At 61.8% G+C, this 18,028-nt stretch carries 17 protein-coding genes; 3 read left to right on the top strand and 14 right to left on the bottom strand.

Going from position 1 to position 18,028, the window contains the following annotated elements; genetic code table 11:
- Window positions 1–104 precede the first annotated feature (104 nt).
- The 3 genes from GQO94_RS17560 to GQO94_RS21435 form a co-directional block, all read right to left on the bottom strand.
- Window positions 105–644 (bottom strand): autoinducer binding domain-containing protein, encoded by a 540-nt coding sequence (locus GQO94_RS17560; RefSeq protein ID WP_156842709.1) that lies wholly within the window; start codon window positions 642–644, stop codon window positions 105–107.
- Window positions 645–828: 184 nt separating this feature from the next.
- Window positions 829–1,230: a DNA -binding domain-containing protein gene (locus GQO94_RS21440; protein ID WP_408636667.1), complete on the bottom strand. Its 402-nt coding sequence runs from the start codon at window positions 1,228–1,230 to the stop codon at window positions 829–831.
- A 190-nt stretch (window positions 1,231–1,420) separates the two neighbouring features.
- The gene (locus GQO94_RS21435) at window positions 1,421–1,612 is read right to left on the bottom strand and encodes a transcriptional regulator domain-containing protein (protein ID WP_408636664.1); all 192 of its coding nucleotides are present in this window, start codon (window positions 1,610–1,612) and stop codon (window positions 1,421–1,423) included.
- Between the two features lie 246 nt (window positions 1,613–1,858).
- Here GQO94_RS21435 and GQO94_RS17550 point away from each other — a divergent pair, with 246 nt between their 5' ends.
- The 3 genes from GQO94_RS17550 (at window position 1,859) to GQO94_RS17540 (ending at window position 7,224) form a co-directional block, all read left to right on the top strand.
- Window positions 1,859–2,602, top strand: a complete 744-nt coding sequence (locus tag GQO94_RS17550; RefSeq protein ID WP_156842707.1) for an RNA polymerase sigma factor — start codon at window positions 1,859–1,861, stop codon at window positions 2,600–2,602.
- A 120-nt stretch (window positions 2,603–2,722) separates the two neighbouring features.
- The gene (locus GQO94_RS17545) at window positions 2,723–5,077 is read left to right on the top strand and encodes a TonB-dependent receptor plug domain-containing protein (RefSeq protein WP_156842706.1); all 2,355 of its coding nucleotides are present in this window, start codon (window positions 2,723–2,725) and stop codon (window positions 5,075–5,077) included.
- Window positions 5,077–7,224 (top strand): Atxe2 family lasso peptide isopeptidase, encoded by a 2,148-nt coding sequence (locus tag GQO94_RS17540; protein ID WP_054523105.1) that lies wholly within the window; start codon window positions 5,077–5,079, stop codon window positions 7,222–7,224. The genes GQO94_RS17545 and GQO94_RS17540 overlap by 1 nt, the downstream gene beginning before the upstream one ends.
- Here GQO94_RS17540 and GQO94_RS17535 read toward each other — a convergent pair.
- From GQO94_RS17535 to trbE, 11 genes are all read right to left on the bottom strand, one after another.
- Window positions 7,210–8,883, bottom strand: coding sequence for an asparagine synthase-related protein (locus GQO94_RS17535; protein WP_198046020.1), 1,674 nt, complete (start codon window positions 8,881–8,883; stop codon window positions 7,210–7,212). The two genes, GQO94_RS17540 and GQO94_RS17535, sit on opposite strands and share 15 nt — an antisense overlap.
- A gap of 50 nt (window positions 8,884–8,933) precedes the next feature.
- The gene (locus tag GQO94_RS17530) at window positions 8,934–9,548 is read right to left on the bottom strand and encodes a lasso peptide biosynthesis B2 protein (protein ID WP_010240191.1); all 615 of its coding nucleotides are present in this window, start codon (window positions 9,546–9,548) and stop codon (window positions 8,934–8,936) included.
- 62 nt (window positions 9,549–9,610) lie between these two features.
- Window positions 9,611–9,748, bottom strand: coding sequence for a benenodin family lasso peptide (locus tag GQO94_RS17525; RefSeq protein ID WP_010240188.1), 138 nt, complete (start codon window positions 9,746–9,748; stop codon window positions 9,611–9,613).
- Window positions 9,749–10,077: 329 nt separating this feature from the next.
- On the bottom strand, window positions 10,078–10,314 hold the full coding sequence (locus GQO94_RS17520; RefSeq protein WP_010240186.1) for a DUF2274 domain-containing protein: 237 nt from the start codon (window positions 10,312–10,314) through the stop codon (window positions 10,078–10,080).
- On the bottom strand, window positions 10,311–11,489 hold the full coding sequence (locus GQO94_RS17515) for a TrbI/VirB10 family protein (protein WP_156842704.1): 1,179 nt from the start codon (window positions 11,487–11,489) through the stop codon (window positions 10,311–10,313). Before GQO94_RS17515 ends, GQO94_RS17520 begins: the two co-directional genes overlap by 4 nt.
- A complete protein-coding gene (gene trbG / locus GQO94_RS17510) occupies window positions 11,486–12,487 on the bottom strand; it encodes a P-type conjugative transfer protein TrbG (protein ID WP_029140648.1) in 1,002 nt (333 codons plus the stop codon). Before trbG ends, GQO94_RS17515 begins: the two co-directional genes overlap by 4 nt.
- On the bottom strand, window positions 12,487–13,167 hold the full coding sequence (gene trbF, locus GQO94_RS17505) for a conjugal transfer protein TrbF (RefSeq protein WP_010240179.1): 681 nt from the start codon (window positions 13,165–13,167) through the stop codon (window positions 12,487–12,489). Before trbF ends, trbG begins: the two co-directional genes overlap by 1 nt.
- Before the next feature lie 6 nt (window positions 13,168–13,173).
- Window positions 13,174–14,487: a P-type conjugative transfer protein TrbL gene (gene trbL, locus GQO94_RS17500; RefSeq protein ID WP_010240177.1), complete on the bottom strand. Its 1,314-nt coding sequence runs from the start codon at window positions 14,485–14,487 to the stop codon at window positions 13,174–13,176.
- Between the two features lies 1 nt (window position 14,488).
- Complete coding sequence (trbK-alt, locus tag GQO94_RS17495; RefSeq protein WP_050775919.1) at window positions 14,489–14,815, bottom strand: putative entry exclusion protein TrbK-alt; 327 nt, start codon at window positions 14,813–14,815, stop codon at window positions 14,489–14,491.
- A 6-nt stretch (window positions 14,816–14,821) separates the two neighbouring features.
- The gene (trbJ, locus tag GQO94_RS17490; RefSeq protein ID WP_408636660.1) at window positions 14,822–15,568 is read right to left on the bottom strand and encodes a P-type conjugative transfer protein TrbJ; all 747 of its coding nucleotides are present in this window, start codon (window positions 15,566–15,568) and stop codon (window positions 14,822–14,824) included.
- The gene (gene trbE, locus GQO94_RS17485; protein WP_156842703.1) at window positions 15,565–18,027 is read right to left on the bottom strand and encodes a conjugal transfer protein TrbE; all 2,463 of its coding nucleotides are present in this window, start codon (window positions 18,025–18,027) and stop codon (window positions 15,565–15,567) included. Before trbE ends, trbJ begins: the two co-directional genes overlap by 4 nt.
- Between the last annotated feature and the right edge of the window lies 1 nt (window position 18,028).

The following is an 18,028-nucleotide window of genomic DNA, read 5'->3' as shown; positions in this document are numbered from 1 at the left end:
ATGACAATCCGGGTGTTGGCGACCCCCGCTCGGGCTACGCCCTCACGGCGCTCGCCAACACCCGGATCAAGTGGCCTGGTTTTACTCCGCCTAATGGACGACTTTTACTCCGCCGTTGACACCTTCTCATCGAACTTTTCTGAACTCAGGCCCAGCGCACAGCTCAAAGCCAGCGTCCCGATCATTTCCGCGACGGCGAAGCGCCGTCGGGGCAGTTCTCGCTCGGGTCGAACAGCAAAGGTGCAGGTGCCGCGCCCTATCCCGGGCAAATGCCGCGGAACAGTATAACCATTGCCAATTCCGCATTCCCGGCCGACATTGAGCATTTGACGGTCGCCGCGCGTGAGAGGGACGAGTTCGTCAATCCAGTCCCAGGCGAAACCGATGATGGTCTTGTCACAGGCTCTTCGCACCGGATCCTGCCCTGCGAGGTCGAAGGCAATATAGACTTTCGCCCATTCGTCGGGATAGTCGTGCAATAGCAGGCCCGGTGCCTCGCACGATGTCGAACGCATCTCCAGGCTAAGCGCGAAGTGGTCGAAGCCAAGGCGCCGGGAAACCTGTTTAAGCGCACCGTCGAGTTCAGTGTCCGAACGGACATTGATAAGTTCAGTTGCGAATTCCTCCGCGAGATATGCGTACATAGACCTGCCGTTCGATCGGCAGCACGCAATCCAACACGCCGCCACCTGACCGCCTGCTCGGTGCCGGATCAGACGGTTCCATTCCACCTGTTCCAGCAGTTGCAGTTGCGACCCTCAAGGTCCGGTTCCAATCCGGGCGCGCCGCAAAATTCAGCAGCATGCCCCACGAAAAACCATAGTGCATTCAGTGCGTTTGAAAAGAGCGGAGCCGGCTTTGGCGAAGCAAGCCGAGATAGCCGTGCGACGCCATTCGCCGCGCCTCAACCACGAGACGCTGGGTCTGGCGGCGTTGCGATGACGATTTCCAGTCAATGGCGCGCTGCGCGGACAATCCCCGATAAACAATGGTTCCAGCGATATCTTTTAGCATAACACCCTCAAGCGCCCGGGATAAAGCATCAAGTATGGCGAGCAGCAAGTGGAAGCGGTGGGACTGATAGGCAGTGGGCTGCAACTGGTTTCGCACGCTGGGAGCAGCGGAACCATCTACACAGCAGTGAAACGCATCGAGCGCCGCCAGCCTGATCGGAAACGACTGGTCCCGAGGGATCAGATAATTGTCTCCACCCAACCGGGCGGAGGCCATAACGAGCAGCCGATGGCGAGCGCCACCACCGGCGAGGACCAGATGATCTCCCGCATTGCTGGTTCGCTTGGAGATCAGGTCGCACGTTGCGCGCGCCGCCTTGACTGCGCGCCCACCGCCAAGAATTACCACATGAGCGTTTTCCTCGGCTTGCCAGATCGCCGGATGGCTGCGAGCTGAAAGGTCGGGATCAATCGGGAAATTCAAGGCCCCATGAACGCGCCATTCGGCGGCAAGCTGGGGATTGCGGGTCGAAACCGCTTTCGCTGGCGATCCGTGCGTATTGTTGCCCGTACGCGGCATTGCGGCGCAGGAATTCCTGCGCGAAATCCGAATAGTCGAATGCGCCTGTCCGGTCGTTGCTGTCAAATGGTCGATCCATGAAGCACCTCCTTTCTCGCCGATTTCGCTAGAGGCGCCAGCACCGCGCCGACATTCCATGACCTAGGGGGCCGCCTCCCCAATATTGGGCATATTTGATCAGGCGCTCGCCGAGACCGTTGCTTTCTTAGGGAAGGCGACGACCGCCGCCACAAGCGGGTCCAAAACGGCTCTACTTACCTCTTGCAAGCCATTCCTATGTTGGGCAGATTGACAGCGCGCGGATTGATATTCTGGCACCATCCGCGTGGATCTTTCCGCCGGACATCATGCACGCCGGTCCATCGCAGGCCCGGCGGCCGGACCGATCAAGGGGCACAAACTAGGCCCCGGACGGCGGCACAGACCTGGAACCCGCACGCAGTTCGCCACGGCGAACTCAGGTTGCGGTCGCCTCCAAGTTCGAAGCATGACTCAAATTGCCGCCGAAATTCGGCACCAATCTCCCCAGTGCGTGGGTCCCGCATATTGCGCTGCAAAGGTAAGCCGAACGGTCGGTCGCCGCCGCACACTCGATGCCCTCTACCGCGAGGAACGGGCTGGACTGATCGCCTATCTTGCGCGCCGCGTGGGCTCCGAACGCGCCCGCGACCTGGCACAGGACGTGTTCCTGCGTGCGGCGACCAGCAAGCAGCTGACGGAACTCGTCAATCCGGCGGGCTTTCTGAGGCGGATTGCATTCAACTTGATGGTGGACGAGGCGCGGCGGCAAAAGTGCCGGGTCAGGACCCAGCCACTTCTGGAGAACGCAGACGCGCCAAGCCGTGCTGCGCAAGAAGATGCCGTGCATGTCCGTGAAACCCGGCAAGCGCTGGAAATCGCGCTCGCAGAGCTCCCCGAAAAGTGCGCGCGTATCTTCGCGATGAACCGCTTCGAGAAGAAATCCTACCGAGAGATACATATCGAACTCGGCATCGCACTGCCGACGGTCGACTATCACATGATGAAAGCTCTTGCGCATTTGCGTCAAGCGCTGGGTCACTGTTGGTGACTGCAGGCATCCGGCCAAAAGGGACCACTCAAAATTTAATTTCAATTGAAACTAAGGTGCTCGCAAAAGTGAGCGTCATCTTCTGTAGCGGCCGGTCCGCGCCAAAACAGGGAGATATCAATGTCGTCGACAATTCGCACACTTTCCGTCCTTCTAACCGGGGCAGCATTTGCAGGTGCCGCTCCTCCTCTTTTCGCCCAAGACAGTCCAGGCGAACAGGCACAAGATGACGCTGCCGAGGTTGGCGATACAGCTTTGGACGAAGAGAGTTCCGCGATCGTTGTCACGGGAACGCGTATCCGAGGCGCACGGGTCGTAGGTGAAGTCATCGAGCTTGATCGCGAGACGATCGTCGAGACGGGCCAGGTGGACCTCGGCGAAGCGATCCGCAACCTACCCCAGAATTTCTCGGGCGGTCAGAACCCTGGGGTTGGTTCGGGCGGCGGCATCGGCAATGAAAATGTAAATTCAGCATCGTCTCCCAATCTGCGCGGGCTTGGGCCCGATGCGACGCTGACATTGCTCAACGGTCATCGCCTTCCATACAACTCGGCGTCCCAGGGCGTCGACATCTCCGCCATTCCGCTCGCCATTGTCGACCGGCTCGAGGTCGTCCCCGATGGAGCTTCAGCGCTCTATGGCTCGGACGCGGTTGGCGGCGTTGTGAACGTCATCCTGCGCCGCGACTTTGAGGGCGTGACAACCTCGGCCCAGATTGGAGCGAGCACCGATGGAGGCAACTTTCGCCAACAGGCCGACATAGTCGCAGGCACAATCTGGAACAGTGGCGGCTTCGTCTTCGCCTACGACTTCGCGAACAATTCCGGGATTGAGGCGAGGGAGCGCGCCTATGCAGGATCACTGCTACCGGAAACCTTGCTTTATCCCTCAAACCGGCGCCACGCCGTAACATTTTCGGCGCACCAGAGCTTGTCAGAAGGCGTGGAGGCCAATCTCGACGCGCTCTATTCGTATCGCGAATCAACCACCATTGATGGCACGCCGGCCCAGCGCATTCGGCGTGAGCCCGACCTCGAGACCTTTTCCGTAGCGCCGTCGCTGCAGTTTGACCTTGGGCCGAGTTGGAAGGCCAATCTCGCGGGTGTCTTCGGGCGCGATCGAACCCGCTTCCAGACCAGTTTCATTCCAGAGACAGGTCCGGCGCGCGTCTCTACGGGAAGCTACCTGCATCAGATCACCTCGCTGGAAATGGGTGCGGAAGGCCCGGTTATCACTCTTCCCGGCGGCGAGACGCGCTTGGCTGTCGGCATCGGATTTCGTAACAATCGACTCGAGTACTCTCTGGAAAGCGCGATCCTCAATGCGCAATTCGATGCAACGCAGCGGGCTCGCTTCGCCTATGCGGAACTGTATGTTCCATTCGTGTCGGGTCGGAACGCCGTCGATGGAATCGAGCAGCTAACGCTATCCGCTGCAGTTCGCTACGAAGACTATCCCGGACTCGACCAGCTCGCCACCCCGCGCCTTGGGATTACCTATTCGCCAAGTGGTGATCTGATGTTCAGAGCGAGTTGGGCACGCTCGTTCAAGGCTCCCACGCTTTTCCAGCAAAACATCTTTTCTCAGGCCATTCTGGTGCCTGCTGCGGTGTTCGGAGCGGGCACCGGCTCCGACACAGTCTTTCTGAGCGGGGGCGGCAATCCCAACCTCCGTCCCGAGCGCGCCCGAAGCTGGACGGCGGGATTCGAGTTCCAGCCTGCGGCAGTCCGAGGATTGACCGCCTCCGCGACGTGGTATGATATCCGCTATGACAACCGCGTCGTTGCGCCGATCGCTGGATCGATCGCAGCTGCTATCAACAATCCGGGCTATGCCAGCCTCATCGATTTTTCACCTGATCCGGCCGATTTGGCCGAACTCATCGCGGGTGCCCAGTTCGGATTGGAGAACTTTACAGGCCGCCCGTTCGATCCTGCAGATGTTGTCGTTCTGTTCGATAACAGGAACATCAATGTCGCGGCGTGGAGCGTAGAAGGGCTGGATGCCAGGATTGCCTGGAACCGCGATCTCGGGAATGACCGCTCGATAGAATTGGATCTCAACGGCAGCTGGTTGCGCAGCAGGCAAACCATCACATCCGAACTACCTGAAGTCCAGCTTGCCGGTACGACTTTCAACCCGCCCCGCTACCGCGCGCGTGGAGCAGCAAGATATCGGGCAGGCCGCCTTACCGCCAATGCGGCAGTCAGTTATATCGGTGCGCTCGTCGACAGACGGCTTGCAACCGTGCAGCGGCTGTCACCAAGCGCAACTGTCGATCTTGGCATGCACTATGCGGTCATTCGCGGCGACGACCGTGATCCCGGCCTCGAGTTCTCGTTGACCATTCAAAACCTGTTTAACGATAAGCCGGACGTGATCGGCCAAACCGGTCCCAACACAACACCCTACGATTCAACCAATTATTCTCCGATCGGGCGCTTCATCGCGTTTGGCGTAAGGAGGCATTGGTAATGACTGCGCTCCTTACCCTAGCGCTCAGCCTGACGATCGTGCCGACAGCTGAAGATCCGCCATCGGCCGAAGATCCGTGTGATGCACTGCCCATCGCCCAGGAAACGGCAAATGCGGAATTAGGTGAGTGGACAGTGGACGGACAAGTCCGGATTGCGGATATTGGCGCACCGGTCGGAACTCCCAATCGAAGTGTATTTGGCATCTCGCCTGACGACAGCCAAATTGCCTTCACCGTCCGTCGCGCAATTCCCGAGACGAATAGCTATTGCCAAAGACTGCTGGTCGCGCCGTTGAACGGCGAAGGTTCTCCAATCGAGGTGGCGCGCGGCGGGGAATTCATTCGCGACGATTTCCGGCTTCGCGACTTTACCGCGATACTGGCCGGTTGGCCTAGGACAAGCGCGCCGCGATGGTCGCCGGATGGCATGCGAATTGCGTATCTGAGGAGAGAAGCCGGTTCGACACAGGTTTGGTTGGCCAGCCCAACCGGGCAAACGGGTGCGGTCCGAGCAACCAATCTGGCCGACGATGTCGACGATTTCGCCTGGGCTCAGGACGGAATGGGTCTCATTGTCAGCACAAGGCCTGCAATTCGCCTCGCCGCCGCGGCAATCGCCAGCGAAGGCAGACGCGGCTTTCTCTTCGACGCGCGGTTTGCGCCGCAGGCAGCCGACCGACCGATACCGACCGGCCATGCCGATCCGATCTATACATGGGTTTCGCTTCGGGACGGGTCATCGCGACCTGCAACCGAAATGGAGCAGGTGCTTATTGCCCCGCCGCGACCGGCAGCGATACCGGACAACGCACGAAATGTTCGATCAGGAGAGGGTGGATTTTCGGCCTGGCTCGAAGCAGAGTTCCCCGAGCGTCTCCTCAGCCCGACGCGGCTGGTTCTGGCCGCTCCGGACGGCAGCCGAAAAGTCTGCCCTGTCACGCAATGCGACGGCATCCGAGAACTGTTCTGGTCGGCCTCGGAGCGCGCCCTTTTCCTCGTCCAGCGTACTGGATGGGCCGACAGCCAGACGGCATTGTTGCGCTGGGATCCCCGCGATGCTGCGCCTCGCCAAGTCCTGATTTCCGATGATGTGTTCATCGGGTGCGCCCCTCATGCCAACGAACTTATTTGCGGGCGTGAGGGCAGCACACAGCCTCGCCGATTAGTGGCGCTCGACATGCGAACGGGATCAGAACGACTGATCCACGATCCAAACCCGCAGCTTGAGAACATGGAGTATGGCTCCGTCCAGCGTTTCCGCTTCCGCCTGGCAAGCGGTGTCGAGAGTTTCGCCGACCTTGTCCTGCCGCCCACTCATCGACCTGGCGAACTGCATCCCCTGATCGTGGTGCAGTACCGGAGCCGGGGCTTCCTTCGCGGAGGAACCGGGGACGAGGTTCCGATCCAGCCTCTCGCCGCACGCGGATTCGCGGTCCTCAGTTTCGACCGGCCTGATTTCCCGCCAGAGGCGTATCTGGCAACAACCGATGCAGAAATACGGACATTGAGCGAAGATGACTGGGCGGACCGGCGCCAGGTGCAGGAAGCACTAGAGCTCGCTGTACGACGCGCCGTCGAGACTGGTGCGGTCGATCCAACGCGCATGGGGATCAGCGGATTCAGTGATGGCGGATCGACCGTCCAGTGGGCGCTGATCAACTCGGACCTTTTCCAGGTCGCTTCGATGGGATCGTGCTGCGAGGATCTCTACTCCTTCGCTCTCGCTGCAGGGCCACGGTTTACCGAGTATTTGCGGGACATGGGTTATCGCTATTTCGAGCCCGGTGCCGAAACATTCTGGGAGCCCATGTCGCTCATACTCAATGTGGACCGGATCGATGTTCCAATTTTGATCCAGGCAGGGGACAGCGAGTACGAAGGCAGCCTCGATGTCGTTGAAACCTTCTCGCATAACAATAAGGCTATCGAACTCTACGTGTTCCCCGATGAGTCTCATGTCAAATGGCAATCGTCGCATCGCCTGGCGATGTACGAGCGCGTCGTCGAATGGTTCGAGTTCTGGCTTATGGGCAGGCTGAACTGCAATCCTTCAAGAGAAGCACAGTACGCCCGCTGGAGCGCCATGGAGGGTGCCCCGCCCACACGCGACCTTCGCTGCCATGCTGAACCATTAGCGGGTCCATGAGCGAGCCCAATTCTCGGCTTCGAGCAGGTCAAGTATGCGACCGAACATGCTGTTGTCGTCTCGTTCATCAGTGCGCAGCGCGGCTTCCACGGCATGGCGGTCGATTACCCCGTTCGCGGCGAGCAACCCATCCAGCAAGCGCTCGGCGATCGAATTTCGGTTCAGGGCGAAAATTTGCCTTACGAAGCTGTCGGGTCCGGCCTTCGATGTTCTGGCCAGCACGGCAGGCGGCAATTCCTGTGCGAATGCCGCCCGGGCCAAAGCGCGGTTCCTGCCGCCGTGTGCCCATATCCAAGTCGGAACACCGAGACAAAACTCCATGAGCGGCTGACTCATTAGTGGCGAAAATCGAGGCGGGCCGGCGGCCAGTCCATGAATGTGGTTCTGTGCCCGCATGATCAGGACCATATGGTCGCGTTTTCCCGAACCTGAGATCCCTAGAGGACTCAGCCAGGGCACGAGTGGCTCGCTGTACGCAGCGTCAGTTCCGCAGGTAAGCAGACTCGCATCGACCGGCCAGCTTTCCCTCGTTCCCTTACCAAGCCGTCTGCGAAGAACTGCGGCGACCATGGTGGGGACCGAGCATCCGGTGATATGGCACATGTCAATCAGGGAGCGCAGCACGCCTGTCCCCAGACCCTCCGCTGCCAGCCGGTCGGCTACCGGCGCAGAGGAATGGAGGAAACAGAACAGATTGTCGCCTCCGTTGCCATCGTAGATGACCGAGGCGCCGAGGTCCGCCATCGCATCGACAAGCAAGGCGTCAAGAATGTGCTGGAATGAACGTCGGGCCGGTCGCGGCAACCCGCGGGAGGAAGACCTCGAAGGATCGTAAAACGCCGGGTCGTATATCCGTTCGACACACCGAACCCCGAACCATTCCGCCACGCGATTGGCGTATATGCGCTCGTCGCCGGACGGATCCGGAGTGGCGAGAGTAACGCAATCGAAGCGTTCGCCCGAATGGGCCAGAGCAGCGCAAATGAATGACGAATCGACGCCGCCCGATGCCGCTACGCTTGCTCTTCCAAACATGCCGCTCCAGCTTTGCAGCACTGCGGCGCCGAGCTCCTTCAGTTGCGCGGCGTAATCCGTGAATGCCGGGATCGGCATTCGTGGGAGAAAGTCGGTTGCATGCCATATCCTACGGATCTGCAAACCCTGGCGCGCGAGTAAATGCAGCGATCCAGGCGCGAGTTCGTCAATTCCCTCAAGACACGTTTTCCGGTGGCGTTGTTCAGGCCGTAGCAGGTGCGCGTGCAGCGCCGGGTACGAAACCGGCGTCTCCAATCCTCCCGCTTCCGCAATCAGGAGCGGGTCACTGGTCAGTATGACGTGATCGGATGTGGAGAGAAGGTAAACGGGCAAGAGTCCGGAAGGATCGACCAGCACACCCATTGGCCCATTGCTCCAATCGCCTAGGATGGCGACATATCCACCCCAGACGTTGGCGACGAGATGCTTGGCGGCCTCCTCGGCTTCGGCCGGGGCCAACCCGAGTTCCTCGGCGGCGCGCACGCGGCGATATGTCGTTCGGGAAAAAGCGATCCCGATCAGGCAGCACTGTCGGTTCAGGAAATGGCAGGGCGTTTCGCTGTCACACCACAAGGCCGCGACATCGGAACAAACCTGACCCGGGGTTGCAACGATTGACGGCAAGATTTGGCCGTTCGCGCCATGAGGAACCGCAAGAACAAAACGTAGCGGTCTCATACGACAAGAATTGGTTCATAGCGGAGCACTTCTTCGACACTGTCGTTCAAGACCGTGTCTCGGTGCTGCGTCCAGCAGTGTGCTGCAAAAGGGGGTGTATGGACGCCGATGACGATCCGCGCCCGGTCGCCATATGCGGCAAGACAAGTCGCGAGAGCGATGGAGCGCGAAAGACACCGGTCCGCAGCGGTGCGCAACAATCGTGCATCCTCAAAAGCCCCGATACACCTGCGTCCCTTCTCACTGATCTCGAATTGGCTTTCCGACCTGGATTCGACAACGCTCCGTAATTGGGAAAGGACCAGCGCCAAAGAGTGTTTCGCGAGCCGCGCTTCAACGCGGCGTTGCATCCAAAGCGCTCTCGCGACTGCGGGCAGACTAAAGGTGTGCTCGGCGATTGCCGGGCTCGATTGTTCTGGGACGGTCCAGTCCGCAGGCCGGGCGAGGCTGCTCGGTTGGTGCCATTGCTTCTCGGGATACCGGCCAAGTTTTTCGAGACATCTGCGATTTTCGTCATCCGACAACCGAAAGTAGCGATCGTTGGAAACATCGAGAAATAGGAGCTGGCCATCCAAAATGCGCCACGCCAGTCCTTCGCGGTGGAGATCCATCGATTGGGAGCCCGAATCGGCGGGTCGCGCGGCAGGATTGCGCCGCACGGCCCGCCGAGGACTTATTCGTCGAGCAGGCCCGGGCTGTTGGCCAATTGCCCGCCGCTGGCGTCGATGTAGAAACCGACGGCGCCCTTGGTCTCAACCGAGGCCTTGCCGAGGTCGATAACCTCATTCTGGTTATGGTCGAACTCCTTCATGATTCACTCCTGTGGTTGGTATCGCGACTCGGACGTCGCAAGTGGAGAGTGAGCGCGGAGCGGAATTCAGACCAACTTATAATGGAATTATAAATACAGTGTGGTCGAAGATGCGACCGGGTGATGGAAACACCCGTTGGCGAGTGTATCGACACTTTTAGCTTTTCGCCTGGACATGCGTGTCGCCACCCGGTCGCTAGGAATATGCGTTCGCTACTTCACGATAAGGCCAATCATGCACGCGGAAACAGCGCAATTCTACCTACGTGTGCATTTCGCAAGTAAGGATGGCTTGGAAGAACCAGAAAAAGTTCCGATATTGTAGGTGCTTATTGTTTGGATAGTGCGCGCGATCCTCTGCGTGCCTTGGCAAAATCCCGGTCACTTGCAACAAAGCGCTCGATCATCGGCGGAATAAGCAGCTCAGGCACAGGCGCACCCTCTGATACCCCGCCATTGAGCACGGTCCCATATTCGATCAGCCGGCGATGGAGCCGGGCAGGGATTTCGATCGTTAACTTTACAGGCTTGCCATCGGTGATGTCGGAGAGTTTGAGCCGGGTCATGCTCCACCCTCCAGCACGATATCGCGCGTCACCAGCACCCGCACGGGAAAGCCGGGGCGGATCGTCAGCGTCGGGCGGATATCGAGCTCGCGTGCAATCACCTGCTCGCCAGCGCGATTGATGCTGTCCTGACTGCCGCGGCGAACAGCGCGCAGCAGATCATCATCTCCACCTGCGCCGAGTTCGCCACCAATCCCGAGCAAAGTGGAAACGAGCGCCGCCTTGACGACACCGCCCCAATGGTAATCGACGCCGTCTTCCAGTCCGGCATAGCCCGAGGGATCGGCGACTGGCTGGCGATCGAGCACAATCGAGCGACCATCAGGCAGGATGAGCCTGTTCCAGGCCAGCAGCACCCGGCGTTGCCCGAACCCGACATCGGATTCGTACTCACCGATCAGGCGCGCACCCTGCGGGATCAGAAGATGCCGTCCGGTCAGGCTGTCATAGATATTCTCGGTAACCTGCGCGGTCACGAGGCCGGGCTGGTCTGAGCGGATGCCGGTGATCAGCGCTGCCGGAATGATCGACCCGGCCTGAAGCAGCGCGCCAGATGGCACCGCCTCAAGCCGCTGCACGGACGCTGTCCGCGTCTCGGCAGGCTGTTGGAGAAAACTTGCCCGCGCGGTCGAGACGGAGGGCTGAAATGGTACTGCCGGTTGTGGTCCAGCCCCCGAAGCTGCCGGACCAGAACTGGCAGCTTGTGTCCCGCCGCCGAAAAACAGGCGGCTGCCGCGCGCCGCCTCGCGTTCCTGTTCTAGGCGTTCGCGCTCTATTTCTTCAGGGCTCGGCGCCGCCCGCTGGGGCGGGACCGGAGGCGGGGCGCCGACAGGGGGCAGCGCGGCAATAGCACCGCGATCCTGCGCCTCGAGGATCGGTTGACCGAGATCGCCCGGCAGCGGTGGCCCTAACCTCGGAACCTGGGAATAGTCCGCCGGGGCTGCGGCAAGCCCGTCTGCCACAGCGATCCCGTCGGTGTTCACCAGCTCTTCGCCGCTGTCCTGTGAGGGCGGCTGCAGGCCGTAGAGCAATATACCGCCAAGGACGGTCAGACCCGCGGCGCTGGCAATGCCGATAGCTTTGCGCGACAGCCTGACCACGCGCGGCCCTTCCCCGCGCAATTGAACGATACTTTCGGCATCGGGTGGCGGCTCGGTCTTGCTTTCCTCGTTCACGACCGCCCCCTCTTGCGGTTTTCAATCTTCACGCGGACCTGTCTGCGACCGGCACCGAGGCGCAGTTCGGCCTTGTGGAAGAGGCGGTCGACGATGAGATAGCGCCCGGAGACCCGGTAATTGACCAGCTCGGCTGCGCCACCGGCGCCAACCACGAAAAATGGCGGCATTTCGCCCCGGGCGATATCGGGTGGAAACTCGACCAGGGTCCGCTGTCCGTCGTCGAAGACCCGTAGCGGGCGCCAGTCAGGCTTGTCACCCGAGATGCGGTAATCGAAATTGAGCGCCTCAAGCGTGAACCCGTCGGCGACTGGTGTGGCTCGCGCCGCTCGCTCTTCTTCAAGGCGCAGCGCGATCAGTTCGTCTGCCGGATAGGACCAGCTGACCGAGGCCATATAGATGTCCGGATTGGCGCGCAGTTCGATATGATAGGTGCGGCGGTCGGTATTGATGACCAGATTGGTGGCGATGTCGGGCCGCGTCGGTTTGATAAGGATATGCACCCGCTGCGTCGCTCCCGAGCCGCTCAGCGTGTCGCCGATCATCCAGCGCACGGTATCACCTGCAGCGACCGGCCCGGGGCCGACCAGCGTTTCGCCCTCCTGCAAGGCGATGTCGGTCACCTGCCCGGGTTTGGCGTAGACCTGGAACAACGCACCTTCGCGATAGGCATAGCGCTGGATGGCATTGTCAAATCCGGCATTGTCCGGTTCGATCCTGGCGGCCTCGTTCGCCGCTCCCACATGGCTCTGAGGATCAGGGGCGGGGTCAGAGGCAGGGGAGCGGCGCGCGGCAGTGGGGGAGGCCTGCCGCGAGGGGGTGTTGGCATATGCAATGGCCTGAACAAGGCGGGATGCATCGGCGAGGTCGAAGGCGGTGATCGCCCGCGATGCGGCCCGGGCCTGCGGCGCAGGCGTCGCTGACGCGGGCGATCCGGCAAGGAGTAGAACGCCGGCTGCGAGCAGCGCCGGACGGGAGAATTGAAGTAAGTGCGTCATCAGCCAAGCTCCTTTGACCAGTTGATCGAGGTGACGAAGATCCCGAGCGGATTGCTGGTGAGCGCGTCGGGCGTTCTGGGAGGCTGGACGGCAACGCCGAGGATAGCGGTCCAGCGAGTGGTTTCGGCGAGCGCGCCGTCGCGGTAGCGCCGCTCGACCCAGGCCACGCGGAAGCTGCGCGGCGAGGCTCGGATCACGCTGGTGACATCGACCGCAACCTGTTCGCGGCCGATTGCCGCGAACGGGTCGTTGGCCCGCGCATAATCGTTGAGCGCCAAGGCGCCCTTGTCGCTGGCGAACTGGTAGGCTCTGAGCCAGTTCTCGCGCACCACAATCGGATCGTCGGGGATAGCGCGGACATGCTCGATAAACCGGGCGAGGTGAAAGGCGATCTGCGGATCGGTCGGCTCGTAATCCGCAGCGGCAGGAGCGACGGTGCGGGCCTCGCCGAGCCTATCGACCTCGACCACCCAGGGCACGATGGTGCCGCGCGCATTCTGCCACACGAGCCCGCCCGTCAGCGCTGCCGACAGGCCGAGGGCGCCGAAAAAGGCGTAGCGCCAGCTCTTTGCCTGGACGCGCGCGGAACCGATGCGTTCGTCCCAGACCTGCGCCGCGCGCTGGTAGGGCGTCTCTGCTTGAGGCGTTTTTGCGTAGCGGATCGAAGGCCGTTTGAACATTGAAAGCTAATCCTTCTCTTTGGTGTCGATGGAAGCGCCTGCACCGTGGCCATCACCGGAGCGCACGGTGTGCGCGGCAAGCGAGGCCGAGTGCCCCAGGCTCTGCCTGTGCTTCATGGACCGCGCCCAGGCCGGCGGGCCGTTCGTCTGTTCCGGATCCGGTGACGAAGCACCGTGAGCGGGCACGATGCGGCCACCCATGTTCCCGACCGACGCACGCGCCCCGTCGCGGAAATTGCTCCTGGCGCTGTCTGCCGCTTTGCGTAGCGGCGACATGGCGGCACCGCCTGCTGCGCGGCCAACACCCGCCATTCCGCTTGCAACCGCGGCGCCGCCGCTCTTGCCCGCCGAACCGGTGGCATAGGCCATGGTCGCACCTCCGGCAGCGCGCGAGGTGCCTCGCGCGACGGAAGAGGCAGCACTGGCGACCGCGCCGCCCGCAAGTTTGGCACCGGCCACGCCGCCAACCGCAGCACCGCCTGCAAGAAGCGCGGTGCCTGCGGCAGCGCCTGCACCGAGCTGCGGACCGCCCGCGACAATGCCATTGGCGATCCCCGGCCCGAAAATGCCCAGACCAAGCAGGGTGAGGCTGGCGAGCACGATGGCCAGCGCATCCTCGATGGTCGGCTCGCCGGGGATGGCGCCGGTGAATTCGGCGAAGAGCGTCGAACCGATGCCGATGATGACGGCGAGAACGAGAACCTTGATCCCCGAGGAGACCACATTGCCGAGCACACGTTCGGCAAGGAAGGCGGTCTTGCCGAACAGTCCAAAGGGAATGAGCACGAAACCCGCCAAGGTCGTCAGTTTGAACTCGATCAGGGTGACGAACAGCTGGATGGAGAGAATGAAGAAGGCGATGATGACAATCGCCCAGGCGACGAGCAGGATGATGATCTGCAGAAAATTCTCGAAGAAGCCGACATAGCCCATCAGATCGGCAATCGATTCGAGCAGCGGCCAGGCGGCATCGATGCCTACTTGCGCCACCCGTCCCGGCTGCAACAGATCGCTCGCGCCAAGCCCCGAGCCGCTCGCCTTCAGGCCTAGCCCGGCAAAGCTGTTGAACACGATATTGGCGAGCGCGCTCCAGTTGCCGATGATGTAGGCAAAGATTCCGACGAAAAGCGTCTTCTTGACGAGCCGGGCGATGATGTCGTCGTTCGCGCCCCAGCTCCAGAACAGGGCGGCGAGCGTGACATCGATCACGATCAGCGTGGTCGCGATAAAGGCGACCTCGCCAGAAAGCAGCCCGAAGCCGCTGTCGATATATTGCGAGAAGATCGCGAGGAAGCGATCGACAACACCGGTGCCGCCCATGTCAGTTCTCTCCTCTCGCTTCGCGGGAAAAGGACTCAGGCAGCGCCCTGTCGCCGATCCCGGAATAAGCCTCGGGGTGATCGACGCCGAAGAAGCGGCGGCGTTTTTCGGCCCAGGCCGCGCGGCAATCGGGCGAGGACAGCGCCAGTTCGCCCATTTGAGCGCAAGCCCTCAGCTGTGCTGGCAGCGGATCACCGTCGGGCACCCATATGCGCCGGTCAGCTTGCCGCACCGGCGCGGGCTCCTCGCGCAGCTGGACGATCGTCGTCGCGATGGCGAGACCGACGAACACAACGGCACCGATGCGCGCGAGGAGCTTGGTGTCCATCGCGGATCAGTCCGATCCGCCGGGCAGATAGCGCGGACGAACAGCGAGAAACCGCCTCAACTGCTCGCGCGCCTGTGCCTTGGCCGCCGCGCGTTCGGCGGCATCGAGCGCCTGCGCCCGGCCAGTAGCGGCGATCGTGGCGGTCAGGTCGGCCAGCTGGCGGGCCTGCAATGCCAGCAGCTGGTTGCCAGCCTGTGCTGCCTGCAAGGCGCCCGTGGCGGACTGGCTTGCGGAAACGAGGCTGCCGAGCGCTTCGCGCGAACCTTCGATATTGGCAACCGTGCCCGCCTGGACCTTGAGGGCATCTTCGAAAGCCACCACGCTGTTTTGCCAGCGCGCCTCGGCGCCTTCGACCATCGCCCGCTGCGAGGCACCGAGCGGTACGTTCTTGTAATGCTGGTCGAAAGCGCCCTCGATGGTGCGGACATCGTAGGCGATGCGCTGGGCTTCATTCAGCAGTTGCTGGGTCTGCCGGATCTGGTCCTGCAGGGGCTGCACGATCGTCAGCGGCAGGCTCTGAAGGTTCTTCGCCTCGTTGATGAGCGACGTCGCCTGGTTCTGCAGCATGCGGATCTGGTTGTTGATCTGCTCGAGCGTGCGCGCGGCAGTCAGCACGTTCTGCGCGTAATTGGACGGATCGTAAACGATCCCGCCGAACTGGGCGTGTGCAGGCGTTGATACCAAGGCGCTCGTACTCGCCAAGGCGAGCGCGGTGCCCATGGCCAGGCTGCGGATGATTTTTCGAGAGGTCACTTCAGGTCTCCTTCTGATGGGTTTGGGGGGTCGGAAGAGTGCGCATCGCTGCCGAGCAATTCGGCGGCCCAGTGGAGGCCGCGATACCTCAGCCAGTGGACGGCAAAGCCGCTCCGACCATGCTCTTCGATGATGCGGGACATGGCGAGCTGGTCGCTCTTGGAAGAAGCGGCGGCAAAGGCGAGCGCCACTTCGCCAAGGCCCAGTTCGAACAGGCGATTACCGCGAGAGGACTGACAGTAATAATCGCGCTTGGCCGTTGCCCGGCTGAGGATTTCAATCTGGCGGTCGTTCAGCCCGAAGCGGCGATAGATACTCAAAATCTGGGGTTCGACCGCCCGGTCATTGGGCAGGAAGATTCGCGTCGGGCAGCTTTCGATAATCGCGGGCGCGATCGCCGAGGTCTCGATATCTGCAAGGCTTTGAGTGGCGAAAACGACGCTCGCATTCTTTTTGCGCAGGGTCTTGAGCCATTCGCGCAATTGCGCGGCGAAGGCCGGACTGTCGAGCACCAGCCAGCCTTCATCGATGATGATGAGCGTCGGCGAGCCGTCGAGGCGGCCTTCGATACTGTGAAACAGATAGGACAGCACGGCAGGCGCAGCCGCCGATCCGGTCAGCCCTTCGGTCTCGAACGCCTGGAAACTCGCTTCGCCCAGCCGTTCGCTCTCGGCATCGAGGAGCCGTCCGAACGGCCCGCCGACGCAGTAGGGGGCAAGCGCCTGCTTCAATGCCTGCGATTGCAAAAGGACAGCAAGCCCGGTGAGCGTGCGCTCAGCGACCGGCGCGCTCGCCAGCGAGCTCAGCGCCGACCACAGATGATCCTTGGTTTCCGGATCGAGTGCGACGCCCTCCGCAGCGAGGATCGCCTGAAGCCATTCCGAGGCCCAGTTGCGCTGTGCCGGCTCATGGATCCGCGCCAACGGTTGCAGCAGGACTGGCTCGTCGCTGTCCTCGGAAAGACTCGATCCCAGATCCTGCCAATCGCCGCCGCACACGAGCGCGGCCGCACGGATCGAGCCACCGAAATCGAAAGCGAAAATCTGCGACCCGGCATAGCGGCGAAACTGCAACGCCATCATTGCCAGCAAGACCGATTTGCCCGCCCCGGTCGGACCGACGACGAGGCTGTGTCCGACGTCACCGACATGAAGCGAAAACCGGAACGGGGTCGAGCCTTCGGTCTTGGCGTAAAACAACGGCGGCGCGCTGAAATGCGCATCGTGTTCCAGTCCGGCCCAGACAGCCGAAAGCGGCATCATATGCGCAAGGTTCAGCGTCGAGATCGGGGGCTGGCGAACATTGCCGTAGACATGGCCGGGCAGCGATCCGAGCCAGGCCTCGATCGCATTCATGCCTTCGGTCACGCAGGTAAAATCGCGGCCCTGGATGACCTTTTCGACCAGCCGCAGCTTCTCGGCGGCAAGCGCTGGCTCTTCGTCCCACACCGTAACGGTCGCGGTGACCAGCGCGAGCCCGACATGGTCAGCGCCCAGCTCCTGTAGCGCGGCATCGGCATCCTCGGCCTTGTTGGCCGCATCGCTGTCGACCAGCACCGAGGCCTCGTTGGTCATCACTTCCTTGAGGATCGCGGCGACCGATTTGCGCTTGGCGAACCACTGGCGGCGAATTTTCGAAAGCAGCTTCGTCGCATCGGATTTGTCGAGCATGATTGCCCGCGTCGACCAGCGATAGGCAAAGCCTAGCGCATTGAGTTCATCGAGCAGGCCGGGGAATGTCGCGCTCGGAAAGCCGATCACGGTCAGTGTCCGCAGATGGGCCGCACCCAGGCGCGGTTCGAGACCGCCGGTCAGCGGCTCGTCGGCAAGCAGCGCATCGAGATGCATCGGGGTTTCGGGAACGCGTACATCGTGCAGTCGCGTCGAGATGCAGCTGTGAAGATAGCTCAGGGTCTCGCCATCATCGAGCCATTGGACCTCAGGAAAGAACCCTTCGAACAGGCGCAGCAGCCGGTCGGTCCGATCGGCGAAGCCCTCGAGAAGCTCGCGCGGATCCACGCCTTTCTCGGCCTTTCCTTCGTAGAGCCAGCTTTCAGCCCGCGCGGCATCCTCGGCAGGCGGCATCCATAAGAAGGTCAGAAAATAGCGGCTCTCGAAATGCGCGCCCTCCTCTGCGAACTGCGCGGCGCGCTCTCGTTCGACCAGTGCCGAGGCCGGATCGGGAAATGCGCAGACGGGATAATCCAGTGCCGGACGGCGCACGGCCTCGACGAAGATCGACCAGCCCGAACCGAGCCGGCGCAGCGCACTGTTCAGGCGCGCCGTCGTTGCAACCAGTTCGGCAGGGGTCGCGCTGTCGAGATCCGGCCCGCGAAAGCGAGACGTGCGCTGGAAGCTGCCGTCCTTGTTGAGCACGACGCCGGGGGCGACGAGCGCCGCCCATGGCAGGAAGTCCGCAAGCCGGTCGGCCTTGTTCCGATATTCGCGCAAGCTCAGCATG

This window comes from Novosphingobium aquimarinum (assembly GCF_009746585.1).
GTDB classification, from domain to species: domain Bacteria; phylum Pseudomonadota; class Alphaproteobacteria; order Sphingomonadales; family Sphingomonadaceae; genus Novosphingobium; species Novosphingobium aquimarinum.
The sequence above is the reverse complement of the archived record's forward strand: the minus strand, read 5'-3'. Positions and strand labels throughout refer to the sequence as shown.